The organism is Psychrobacter okhotskensis (assembly GCF_013248965.1).
GTDB classification, from domain to species: domain Bacteria; phylum Pseudomonadota; class Gammaproteobacteria; order Pseudomonadales; family Moraxellaceae; genus Psychrobacter; species Psychrobacter okhotskensis.
In genome coordinates this window covers 34,885-47,226 of the sequence record NZ_JABRVQ010000011.1, presented here as the reverse complement: position 1 = coordinate 47,226, position 12,342 = coordinate 34,885, and the positions used below count along the sequence as shown (strand labels likewise).

Below are 12,342 nucleotides of genomic sequence, written 5' to 3'. Positions count from 1 at the left end.
ATCAAAGCACTATGTCATATTTAATGATCAGGTTTTGTGCAAAAATGATGAATAAGATAACAACGTGTTCTGGCAGTTGTCAAACTAAACCATACGAATGGCACCATCAAGACGAATCACTTCACCATTTAGGTAGGCATTATCAATAATATGGGTCACCAGTTTGGCAAACTCATTCGGTGCTCCTAGGCGCTTAGGATAAGGAACGGCTGATTCTAATTGCGTGCGTGCTTTTTCCGGTAAGCTCTCCATCATTGGGGTGGCAAAGACACCCGGTGCAATCGTCATCACGCGAATGCCATGACGAGTCAGCTCACGAGCTAATGGCAGCATCATACCGACAACGCCAGCTTTAGATGAGGCATAACTGGCTTGCCCGACTTGCCCATCAAAAGCAGCGATAGAAGCAGTATTGATAATGATACCATTGTCCGCGTTCTGCTCACTATCAGGGTTCACATTCGCTGCTACGCGCTTAGCAATACTAGCTGCTACTAAACGTGCAACATTGAACGAGCCCACTTGATTAATTATAACACCGCGACTGAACTGATCGAGATCAGCAGGATTGTTTTCACGATCCAGTAGCTTTTGCACCACGGCAATACCTGCACAGTTAATAGAACCTTGCAGACCACCAAACTCTTTTTCTGCTGTATCTACCGCCGCTTGCACCTCATCACCACTGGTCACATCACAACGAACAAAACGCGTATTATCGCCCAGCTCAGCTACTAGCGCTGACCCTACTGTTTCATTCAAATCAGCGATGACGACCTTGCCACCTTGAGCGACGATAGCGCGAACCACGGCTTCACCCAATCCTGATGCACCGCCGGTGACCAAAAAGCTATTTTCTTTAATCTGCATATTATTCCCTTAATAGATTTTTGTTTGATATTGATGTTTAACGTTTTTATAACTGCTCTTTTTATAACTGCTCTGCGCCCCTACTCTGGACCAAGAGGCTTCAATCTGCAGACAGGCTACGCAGCAAAAAGCGCTGAATTTTACCGCTTGGTGTTTTTGGTAGTGCACTCACAAATTCAACTTCCCGCGGATAAGCGTGAGTCGATAAACGTTTGCGTACCAAGTCTTTGATTTTCTGAGCAATCTCTTCAGAGCCCTCGATGCCATCTTTGAGTACCACATAGGACTTAATCGTATGCCCACGCACCTCATCAGGTATACCAACGGCAGCAGACTCCGCGACCGCTGCGTGCTCGAGCACAGTGTTTTCGACATCGGTAGGACCGACCCGATAGCCTGCCGTGATAATGATGTCATCATCACGTCCTGAAAACCAATAGCTGCCGTCACTATGACGCTCGACCACGTCGCCTGTCAAATAGTAATCTTCAAAAAACGCTTGTTTTTCATTCCAACTATAGCCTCGGAAATAAAACGCAGGCGACTGACTGACCACGACTGCCAATTGTCCTTGCTCACCATCGGGCAATACTTGCATATCATCATCGAGCACTACCAGCGTATGCCCCGGTAACGCCATGCCCATCGAGCCGACTGGACATTCATGCGCCAAAGCATGATGCTCGCAGCAGGTCATGCCGGTCTCTGTCTGCCCATATTGATCGCAAACCTGACAGCCCAAATGACTTTCCACCCAACTTACTACTTCAGTATTCAGCGTCTCCCCTGCCGAGTTAGCGCAGCGTAGAGACAAGGCGTTATCGTCATTTGCGGACGATGCATCAAAAACACCACTCGATTTCATCATCCGAAAAGCCGTTGGCGATGACGCTAGATTGGTAATCTTATGGCGCACCATAAAGTCGCGGGTATTGGTCGCATCAAAGCCTGCTTCGTTAAAGTAGGTCGTGACCCCTAATAATAAAGGCCCAGTAATCGCATAATATAGCCCATATGCCCAGCCGGGGTCTGCCATGTTCCAGTAATTATCAGTCTCGCGCAGATCAATCGCATAACGCATATATAGATAAAAAGCAGGCAACGCCGCTAATGGCACACTAACGCCTTTTGACTTGCCCACCGTACCTGAAGTAAACATTTGCAAGAATGGTGCATCCGTATCTAGCAAAACAGCTTCTATCGCTTGCGGCTGCGTCACCCTCATCTCGTGATAATTGTCATCACCCCAAGCGTCGCTATCATGAATACTGCCAATAAGTACCATTTTGGCTTGTTTGGCCAAATCTTCAAACTTGCCACGATTTTCCTGATTGGTAAATACCACCTTGGTATTGGCCTTATCCATACGGTACTTAATCGAATCGTAACCAAAAGCGGTAAATAGCGGCTGGTACACTGCCCCAATGCGCCATGTCGCTAATACAACCGTTAGTAATTCAGGCGTGCGCGGTAGCATGGTGGCGACTTGGTCACCGGCTTTTACACCATAGGACAATAATAAATTGGCAACTTGCGCACTCGCTTCATCCAACTCGCCAAAGCTCATGCGCGTTATGTTACCGCTAGTATCTTCATGGACTAAGGCCGTATTGTCCGCGCGACCGTCACGCACATGGCGACCACAGCAAGCCATGTAAGCATTTAATCGATCATCCAAATGCGCGCCAAATATTTCCTCTAACAACGCATTCATCTCGAAGTTATTATAATAATCACTATAATTGATGGGTGTTTTAGAAGTATCCGCTGTAGCGTGCGCGGTTTGTGTAGATGAGGTATTCATGGGCTAATCCTTTAGCGGTGGAGATCGAGCTGAAAATATCAATTGCTATCACAACAGTCGATATCCTATAGACTGTGTTACTTGATAAAATTGGGCGTTAATCATTAGGGTCTGTTAAAAAAGCACGTTAACATCTAATTCAATACATAACGTATCATTTATAAATATCTGAGTCCAGATAATTATCTTACTATTAGCAGTTGTTAGACTGCTATATATTCTTCTAATGTGCTTACATTATAAAGCAACTATTCCGAGGCCTTTATTTTATAAGCCTCTTATTTTCTAACGCAGTTACTCTAGTGCGCTTAGTCGAGTACGCTTAATCGAATATACTCAAGAAGCCCAGCAGTGCTTTTTCTTCACAGCTTTGATACTTTCGAGTGCGTCCACGGCGCGCTTGTTTATAGGGCTCAAAAAACTGACCTGCCAAAAACCGTTCAATAATAACAGGGTGAATATAGGATGCTCGGCACACGCTTGGGGTATTGCCAAGCTCATCTGCTACTTCTTTGACCATATCAGTGACCAACTGTTGGCGCGCCCGACTGTCCGGCTCGCTAGTCAATATCTCTTTGCCACTGGCGGCTTCAAGCTCGTCATACAGATGGCTGGCAGCCAATACACTGGCCATCCAAGTACGAAAATCCTTGGCACTATACAGATTGCCACTATATAAATGATCGCTTTTATTATTGCTGGCATCAGTGCAAAGGTGCTTACGCAAATAATCATTGATATCGGCACTATCGACGACTTGCTTATGACCATTATCATCTAAGTATTTAAAAATTTGATAACCGGGCAGCTCAGAACACGCTTGTACAATCTCAATCAAACGCTCATCCTGCAATTCGATATGATGGGCTTTGGCACTTTTTCCGACGAAATCGAATGCCAAGCCATCGTCTATCTCGCTCACATGTTTGCTACGCAATGTACTGAGACCGTAGCTTTTATTCATCTTCGCATAGCGGCTATTACCGATTCGAATTAACGTCGTCTCAAGCAATTTAACCACGGCAGCCAGTACATTGGCGCGTGATAGCGGCGCTGCTTCTAAGTCTTCTTCGACTTGCGCACGTAGGTTTGGCAATGCCTCCGCAAAACCTATCATCGCATCGAACTTGGCTTGGTCACGTACCGTATCCCACTCAGGATGATATAAGTATTGCTTGCGCGCTTTGCCATCACGACCGGTCGACTGCAGATGACCCTTATCATCTTGGCATATCCATACCTCTGACCACATCGGTGGAATGACCAAGGCATCAAAACGCTGGCGCAAAGCCTTGTCTTTCACCGTCTTGCCAGTAGCATCTCGGTAAGTAAAACCGCGACCCCAACGCTGACGACTATAACCCGGTTCATTATCACTGACGTAGCGCAAATTCGCCCGACGTGCTAAATGCTCATAATCGTGACGAATATCCTCTGAGGTCGTTTGTGCAGCTGCTTTGGTCATAAATAATACACTTTTAAATAATAGTGGTTTTAGCATAATTAACTATGAGAATTTTTGCTGTTTACTTGCCACGGATAAAGTGTAATCGCTATGTAAAAATGCTGTATAGAAGGGTTATCAATTATGATTGATTGCGTCATAATTGAACGTCTGTCCATTAATAAAATCAAGTGAACACCCATGAAAAATATTTCGATAAAAATAATCCCATTGTCTAAAGCTGATTACGATGCTTGGTTAAAATTGTGGCAAAGTTATTTAATTTTTTATGAAACTCGTCTGCCACCAAGTACCACAGAAAAGACTTGGCGCAACCTGCTTGATAGCAATATGCCAATTTATGGCTTTGGGGCATGGGTCGATGAAACGCTGGTAGGTATCACGCATGTCGTGCTACATCCCAATACATGGAATACCACCGAATGCTGTTACTTAGAGGATCTGTATGTTAGTGAGTCTGCCCGCGGGCAAGGCATAGGACGCGCACTGATTGAACAGGTTTATGACTTTGCTGATAAGCAACATTGCAACCGTGTCTATTGGACCACGCAAGAAGGCAACACCACAGCACGCAAACTCTATGATGCCATCGCCACCCAAACGGACATGGTGCAATATCGTAAAAAATTATAACGATTGACAAAGATAGTCAAAATATTTTAAAAACGCGATGGTATTGCTGATATAAATTTTTTGTCGCCTCTGTCTGTGCAGACACAGTAAGCTAGAAAAATTGATATCAGCAGTGCGTGATGGTTCGATATTACTTTTCACTGACTATATCTTACGACTGAAACTTAATCTTACGACTGAAACTTATCTTAAAATTTAACCATAAAAAAACGCCAAGCGTTAAACACTTGGCGTTAATTATTATATTACTACTTTAAAATCGCTTATTTACCATATACACATAAATAAGCAGTTTCCACTTCAACTTTAACATTGAATTTCTGATTGGCTTCAACGGTAAACTGCTCGCCCGCATTAAAGGTTTGCCACTCAGTGCTTTCTGGTAGCTTAACTGTCAATGCACCACTCACCACACTCATGGTTTCAAATTCGCTAGTACCGAATTCATACTCGCCAATTTCCATCACGCCAACGGTAGCGGGCTTGGTCGCGGTTTGAAAAGCAATAGAAGTGACTTTATCATCAAAATAATTATTAACGCTTGGCATAGTTTTCCTTAATAAGGTTTTAGGTAATATTTGAAAGTTTTTTTACAATCCCGCTTTTAGACTTGCTTCGATAAATTGATCAAGGTCGCCATCTAGCACTGCACCGGTGTTAAAGGTTTCAACGCCAGTACGCAAGTCTTTAATACGTGAGTCATCCAGCACATATGAGCGGATTTGACTGCCCCAACCGACGTCAGATTTACCATCTTCAACCGCTTGTTGCGACTCCATGCGTTTTTGCATCTCAAGCTCATAAAGCTTGGCACGTAGCATCTTCATCGCCGTCGCTTTGTTGCCATGTTGGCTACGCTCATTCTGACAAGTCACCACCACACCACTCGGCTCATGAGTAATACGCACCGCAGAGTCAGTGGTGTTCACGTGCTGACCACCCGCGCCTGATGAACGGTAAGTATCGATACGCAAATCAGCTGGGTTGATATCAATCTCAACGTTATCATCAATTTCAGGCGAGACAAAAACAGCGGCAAATGAGGTATGGCGACCGTTGTTACTATCAAATGGTGATTTACGCACTAAGCGATGCACGCCAATTTCGGTACGTAACCAACCAAAGGCATAATCACCCTTAATCTCAATCGTGGCTGATTTAATCCCAGCAACGCTACCAGAAGATACTTCAATCACGTCAACTTTAAAGCCATGCGCCTCTGCCCAGCGCGTATACATGCGCAGTAGCATCTCGGCCCAATCTTGCGCTTCTGTGCCGCCACTGCCTGACTGGATATCCAAGTAGCAATTATTAGGATCCATCTCGCCACTAAACATGCGACGGAACTCTAAGTCAGCAACGCGCTTCTCCGCATCGTCAAGCTCGGCTTGTACATCAGCAAGTAACGACTCGTCTTCTGCTTCTACCGCCAGCTCCAGCATGGCAGATGCATCTTCTAAGGTGGTCTCAAGCGAGACCACGACATCGATGACGCCATCAAGCTGGCTTTTCTCTTTATTAATCTTGGTTGCACGCTCTGGATCATTCCATAGCTCGGGGTTCTCTAACTCTAAATTGACTTCTTCTAAGCGTTCTTGCTTACCATCGAAGTCAAAGATACCTCCGCAAGTCCTGTCCACGCTCAGATAGATCTTTGATTTGTTCTTGATACGGATTGATTTCCATAAGTATTCCTGTCTTTTTAAATAGATATCTCATTGATATGGCGCTATTTTAAATGAGATTGACGATAAATAGTTGACTAATTATCAATGCCTTTATATTAAATAATCATAGACCAGCTAAATTGACCAATCCTCTACTGCCCAGCGATGGGCTAACGCATGCGCATGCAACGCGTCATCAGGGGACACGCAAATAGCCACATCCGCCCATTCAAGCAAAGGAATATCATTTTTGGAATCTGAATAGGCATAGGTTTTATCAAATTTTATGCCAGCCAGTTGCTTTTTATTCAGCCACTTATCGAGATGGTATATCTTGCCTGCCTGAAAGTTTGGTTTGTCCATCAGCTTACCAGTATAGCGCTGATCTTTGATTTCCAAAGGCGTAGCCAAGACATTGGCATCTTCAATACCAAAACGTTTAGCGATAGCCGACACTACAAAGTCATTGGTCGCCGAAATAATCACCACATCATGACCTTTTTCGACATGATGACAGAGCGCCTCCATCGCTTTTGGACGAATATGAGGCTCGATTTCAGTCTTAATATAATCTTCTCGCAACTCATGCAGTCTATCCATCGGCAAACTGCTCAAAAACTGGGCGACGAATTCATTATATTCGGTCGCATCAAGCGTGCCTTCGATGTACTGTTCGTAAAATGCTTGATTGGCTGTACGATATTCAGCTTCATCAACGAGGTTATGCTTGACGATATATTCGCCCCATAGGTAGTCGCTATCGACATCGAGCAAGGTATGATCTAGATCGAATAACGCCAATTCTTTTCCATCAGTGTGTGCTTGAGTTGCCTGCATAATTGGAGCCTTATGATTTTTTAAGGGAATGATTTTTTGAATGAAAAATATTTTAGAGAAAATATTGGATATAAAATGTGCTGATAATTCTCTATAAGCCTACTGTTCACCGAACAAAATTATGCTAACTTGTTTACTTTAAAATCTCATTAGCTTATCTTTAGCTTGCTTGATAATAACAATAGAGAACCTTATGAAAGCGCCTGATGATAAAACTGCTTTGTTTAATCGACCGCGACGCCCTGCCCGCTCCATCAGAGAAATTAGGCGACGGCAGTTAGGCAAAAGCTATCAATCGCCTTTAGAGCGTCTGCTTTATGCGCTGTTAAATGGCTTGATGTATGGCTTTGGCGGCTTACTTATCGACCTTGCGATTGTTGTCATTCGCTCACTTGCTGGCATGGGCAATGGCGAGATATTCTGGTTATTTACGCCGTTTATGTTGGTTTTGGGTGCGTTAATAGGCTTTATCGTTGGCAAAAGCGCCGGTGCCGAGAGCGTCAATGCTTTGCATAATGATGAAACTGGCAACAACAATGCTTATCTTAACGACTACTCGATACGCCATGACGTTTTTCGTGGAATAATCATCGGTATTATCATTTTTGCCGTTATTTGGCTTATCATGATGCTAATGGCATAAATAACATAAAAGCTTCTGCCCCAAAATTATTTGCTCAAAAAACGTTTCAATAAAGGATGAGAAATCAATAACGCTCAATCTACTTATCACTTATAAAACGATTATCTAAAGATAAATCAATGCTCACTTTTATATTGATTAATCAGGCATGGCTATTTCTTTTAAGCCAGTCTTAAATGTCTGACAACGATCGCTATAATGCAGCGCAGACCACTTCATCATGGCAGCTTGCTCATCGGTCAAGGTTTTGACTACTTTTGCAGGTGCGCCCATTACCAGAGAATTATCTGGAATCTCTTTGCCTTCAGTGACCAACGCTTTGGCACCAATGATACAATTTTTACCAATTTTGGCATTATTTAAAATAACTGCACCGATGCCAATGAGACTATTATCACCGACTTCGCAGCCATGCAGCATCGCTAAATGACCAATGGTGACATGATCGCCGATCTTTACTTCGATGCCTGCATCGGTATGAATGACGCTGTTTTCTTGCACATTACTATAATCACCGATATGAATGCGCTCATTGTCCCCGCGAATCACCGCCCCAAACCAAACACTGGCTTGATGACCCAAATATACATCGCCGATGACACGTGCGGTATCTGCCACCCAACCGTTAAATGGAACGGCAAACTCAGGCACTTTGTCTAAATATTGGTAAATCATAACGGGTCCTTGTTACATTGGGTATTTTAATAATTATATTCGGTTCAAAGCTATATTTATAACAGCGCCGTCCATTGTGGCAAAGCTACCTGTGAAAATCTAGCTCTTTTAGTATTAGATTTATGGTTATATCAGTCACGAAAATTCATTTTTATAACTTAGGCTATTTTATATATAGTTAGAATATCCTAGAAACGCGACGGTATTGCTGATATCGATTTTTTGTAGCCTCTGTCTGCGTAGGCACAGCAAGCAAGAAAAATGGATATCAGCAGTGCATGATTTATCGATATTACTTAGGCTATTTTATATAGCTCTTATTTTAGGCAATCATGTTCTCTAAAGACGACCATACATATGCATGTCACGCAAATTTTAAGCAAAGCCCAAGTATACAGATATCGGCTTTTAGCTAAGTTAATATCGGCTATTTACTACGATCAGCAAAGCCACAGTCATCAACCTTGAGAATCGGCTGGCTATCTTAGCGGATATTGTATATAATGCGCAAAATCTGTGCCTAAGCGAGCGGACATGATGCAAGTTACCTATTCACTACCTAGTGAGTTTTGTAGTTTCCATCGATAATGTCTTCTCGCTTTTTTGTGGAAAAATTTTGGCTTTAGTCCTTTTTTGTTATGGCTTTAAGAGCAGCTATAACCCTATAAATAGTGATTATAAGTCAATATTTTCACCCACAAATCATGATGGCACTCACCAATAACAGCGGAGGCAACCCTTGAATTCATCGGCAGAAATACAAGCAATTTTGGCACTAGCAGACGGTACGATCTTTCGCGGTGTGAGTATCGGCAGTCTTGGTCATCGTGTCGGTGAAGTGGTCTTTAATACAGCCATGACAGGGTATCAAGAAATCCTGACCGACCCAAGCTACGCGCGCCAGCTCGTCACCCTCACCTATCCGCACATTGGTAATACTGGTACCAATGCTGAAGATACGGAGTCTGGTAATGGACACCAAGTATGGGCAGAAGGCCTGATCATTCGTGATGCAACGCTGGTTACCTCAAACTTCCGTAACTCTGAATCGTTGAGTGATTATCTACAGAGCCATGATACGGTCGCTATTGCTGATATAGATACCCGTCAGTTGACCCGCCTACTACGTGATAAAGGCGCTCAAAACGGTTGTATCATGACCGCATCTAACGGCGACACGATTAGCAGCGAAGACGAACAGCAAGCCATCAAACTGGCGCAAGAGTTCGCTGGTCTTGAAGGTATGGATTTAGCAAAAGAATGCTGTACGCCGACGACGTTTGAGTGGACCGCTGGTAGCTGGGATTTATCAGATACCTTGCTTAATCGTGATGTAGCTGGTAGCCATGATAGCGGTACGGGCGGCTTCTTTAAGAATTTGGGCACGCACGTTGAAGCAAAATATAATGTTATCGCTTATGACTTTGGTACCAAAACCAATATCTTACGTATGCTAGTCGACCGTGGTTGTCACGTCACCGTTGTACCAGCACAAACGCCTATCGCTGACGTGCTAGCGATGAATCCAGATGGCATTTTCTTATCAAACGGTCCTGGTGACCCTGCTGCTTGTGATTATGCCATCGATGCGGTACGTCACATCATTGAAGAAACGGAAATTCCAACTTTTGGTATCTGCTTAGGTCATCAGCTGATTGGTCTAGCCAGCGGTGCAAATACTATTAAAATGAAAACCGGTCATCACGGTGCCAACCATCCAGTACAAGACTTGGCTACTGGTACGGTGATGATTACCAGTCAAAACCACGGTTTTGCGGTTGACGAAGACACCTTGCCTGCCAATGTTAAATCGACTCATCGCTCATTATTCGATGGTACTAACCAAGGGATTGAGCTGACTAATAAGCCGGTCTTTAGCTTCCAAGGTCACCCAGAAGCCAGCCCTGGCCCGCATGATGCTGCGCCATTGTTTGATAAGTTTGCAGAGATGATGGCAACTGCTAAGACAGCGAAGGCTTAAATGATGAGAAGTAATAACCGTAAATTACGATTTCGTTTTTTAAGCTATACGGTTATTACTTTTGCTCTATCGATTGCTGCTAGTCAAGCTGCCGTAGCGGATTCATGTACAACGATTGATAAAAACTTAGCAGCGTATTATAAGTCGATGGCTGAGAGTTCAAGTTATTATGGAAAACATGATGATAATAATTTTGATAAGGCCACCAAAGATTTCTATGACGCAGTCGCCGATTATACGGTGGCGCCTGATGGTATAGCATGTGATCTTGATCAGGCTAAAAAAGTAGGCATAAACGTTAATACTTCAGCTGATGGCAAGTTTCGCACGCTATCTTGGGATGAGCTTAATGGCGGTACTATGCACCACTTTAATGGTTTGATTCAGTTTCAAAGTGAACAGACAGATCATATATTAACTAATGCCATAAACCGTGATGTTATGGCAGTGAAAACTATCAAACTGCCTGATGAAAAAGACAGTGAAAAAACGATCTATATGCTTATTGAGCGCGGTATTTATTCAAATATTGCTCGTAGCGAATCTATTAATCTCTACGAAATTGAAGGTGATAAGCTTATTTATCCTAATATCATTCAAACTTCATCAAGAACGACTAATACGCTTGGATTTGAGTATAGTGCTCATTCTCCAAATGGCCCTATAAAAATGCCGTTCTTTCATTATGAGCCTAAGGATAAAGTCATCAGCTTTCCTGTCGTGATTGAGTCAGAGGAATACATATACGGTGAGCTGACCAACCGTCTGATTAAGTATCAGTTCAAAGATGGTTTTTTTAGGAAAGTTACATCTTAGTTTTAATACTGTTAGTCACTAACTCAAAAGGTTGAAGCATGATGAATAGTAAAATGATAAAAAGTATATCAATTAAAATTCGATCACTTTGCTTACCTTTAGCGTTAGTCATGGCGACATCATCGGTTCACGCACAGATTAATACAGTTGCTGCAGTTACTAGCTTGTCGGATAATAGTGAATACAATCAATTCGTTGCGAAATATGGCGATGATCTTGATGCCGAAATGTATAGCGAGTTTTCACTGCCCGATTTAAATTTTGATAAAGTACAACTGGCTGAGTCTATACTCGAGCGTGTTTACAATTTGTACCCTATCGCTTTTTACAACTATGCCTTTGATCAAGATGTGGCTGGAATAACTAAACAATATGAGACTTACAGTCAGGCTTTAAATACTGGAAACCTTGCAGACGAAGAAAAAATAATGGCTCAATGCCTAACGTACGCCAATCAACCTTCAAGATATAAAAGATTTGCTCAGTATTTTTCCTACGAATATGTTGATGATCACTCTATTGCAGAGGTGCAAGATGGTATAACCATGCTAAACCACTTTTTTATAGACGATCTTGTAATGGCATCTCAAATAGGTGATGTCAACGACTTAGATAGTGATTTTGATTATAAATTAAAGCAGCAAGGCCTTGAAGGCGCCTATGAAGATTTCCTCAACTCAGCAGATTATAAAGAGCTTAAAGAATTGACCAATCTAAAAGTTGGAGAAAGAAGTGGTGAGCCTGTGATGCCTTTATTTATATATGCTAATTATATGACTTGCGGATATCTGACTAGAGGAATTATGCAAAAACGGATTAATTAGCAATATCAGTCGAGCAGCACTTTGAGAATTGCCTATAATCTAACTAAATATATACTTATGCGAAGCGTTTACCTGTTTAGCTTAGAAGTAGCTTTAGGAAGATAGCCCCTAAAATTCGATAGGAATT

At 42.7% G+C, this 12,342-nt stretch carries 12 protein-coding genes; 5 read left to right on the top strand and 7 right to left on the bottom strand.

Translation table 11 applies throughout. The features are described 5' to 3' along the window. Nucleotides 1–84: 84 nt before the first annotated feature. The 3 genes from HQR03_RS07200 to HQR03_RS07190 form a co-directional block, all read right to left on the bottom strand. The gene (locus tag HQR03_RS07200) at nt 85–870 is read right to left on the bottom strand and encodes an SDR family NAD(P)-dependent oxidoreductase (RefSeq protein ID WP_025651069.1); all 786 of its coding nucleotides are present in this window, start codon (nt 868–870) and stop codon (nt 85–87) included. Between the two features lie 100 nt (nt 871–970). Then, on the bottom strand, nt 971–2,674 hold the full coding sequence (locus HQR03_RS07195) for an AMP-binding protein (protein ID WP_173239698.1): 1,704 nt from the start codon (nt 2,672–2,674) through the stop codon (nt 971–973). Between the two features lie 322 nt (nt 2,675–2,996). Beyond that, nucleotides 2,997–4,139, bottom strand: coding sequence for a DNA topoisomerase IB (locus tag HQR03_RS07190; RefSeq protein ID WP_173239697.1), 1,143 nt, complete (start codon nt 4,137–4,139; stop codon nt 2,997–2,999). A 180-nt stretch (nt 4,140–4,319) separates the two neighbouring features. On the opposite strand from HQR03_RS07190, the gene HQR03_RS07185 reads away from it, so the two are divergent. Next, the gene (locus HQR03_RS07185) at nt 4,320–4,772 is read left to right on the top strand and encodes a GNAT family N-acetyltransferase (RefSeq protein WP_173239696.1); all 453 of its coding nucleotides are present in this window, start codon (nt 4,320–4,322) and stop codon (nt 4,770–4,772) included. Nucleotides 4,773–5,035: 263 nt separating this feature from the next. On the opposite strand, the gene ppnP is transcribed toward HQR03_RS07185, so the two are convergent. The 3 genes from ppnP to HQR03_RS07170 form a co-directional block, all read right to left on the bottom strand. Beyond that, entirely contained in the window at nt 5,036–5,320 is a 285-nt protein-coding gene (gene ppnP, locus HQR03_RS07180; RefSeq protein WP_025651065.1) for a pyrimidine/purine nucleoside phosphorylase, read from the bottom strand. Between the two features lie 42 nt (nt 5,321–5,362). Next, nucleotides 5,363–6,458, bottom strand: a protein-coding gene (prfB, locus tag HQR03_RS07175) for a peptide chain release factor 2 (RefSeq protein WP_101212133.1) whose coding sequence is annotated in 2 segments (ribosomal slippage) — nt 5,363–6,385 and nt 6,387–6,458 — 1,095 coding nt in all. Because the reading frame shifts where the segments join, the coding sequence is not laid out codon by codon here. A gap of 116 nt (nt 6,459–6,574) precedes the next feature. Next, the gene (locus HQR03_RS07170; RefSeq protein WP_025651063.1) at nt 6,575–7,276 is read right to left on the bottom strand and encodes an HAD family hydrolase; all 702 of its coding nucleotides are present in this window, start codon (nt 7,274–7,276) and stop codon (nt 6,575–6,577) included. Between the two features lie 193 nt (nt 7,277–7,469). Between HQR03_RS07170 and HQR03_RS07165 the strand changes: the two genes are divergently transcribed. Continuing rightward, the gene (locus HQR03_RS07165) at nt 7,470–7,919 is read left to right on the top strand and encodes a hypothetical protein (RefSeq protein WP_025651062.1); all 450 of its coding nucleotides are present in this window, start codon (nt 7,470–7,472) and stop codon (nt 7,917–7,919) included. 138 nt (nt 7,920–8,057) lie between these two features. Here the strand turns inward: HQR03_RS07165 and HQR03_RS07160 are convergent, their stop codons facing one another. Next, complete coding sequence (locus HQR03_RS07160; RefSeq protein WP_173239695.1) at nt 8,058–8,594, bottom strand: gamma carbonic anhydrase family protein; 537 nt, start codon at nt 8,592–8,594, stop codon at nt 8,058–8,060. Nucleotides 8,595–9,333: 739 nt separating this feature from the next. On the opposite strand from HQR03_RS07160, the gene carA reads away from it, so the two are divergent. The 3 genes from carA to HQR03_RS07145 are packed head-to-tail and all read left to right on the top strand — an operon-like array spanning nt 9,334 to nt 12,215. Beyond that, nucleotides 9,334–10,575, top strand: a complete 1,242-nt coding sequence (gene carA / locus HQR03_RS07155) for a glutamine-hydrolyzing carbamoyl-phosphate synthase small subunit (protein WP_173239694.1) — start codon at nt 9,334–9,336, stop codon at nt 10,573–10,575. A 3-nt stretch (nt 10,576–10,578) separates the two neighbouring features. Beyond that, the gene (locus HQR03_RS07150) at nt 10,579–11,391 is read left to right on the top strand and encodes a hypothetical protein (protein ID WP_173239693.1); all 813 of its coding nucleotides are present in this window, start codon (nt 10,579–10,581) and stop codon (nt 11,389–11,391) included. A gap of 38 nt (nt 11,392–11,429) precedes the next feature. Beyond that, nucleotides 11,430–12,215, top strand: a complete 786-nt coding sequence (locus HQR03_RS07145; RefSeq protein WP_173239692.1) for a hypothetical protein — start codon at nt 11,430–11,432, stop codon at nt 12,213–12,215. The last annotated feature ends 127 nt before the right edge of the window (nt 12,216–12,342 follow it).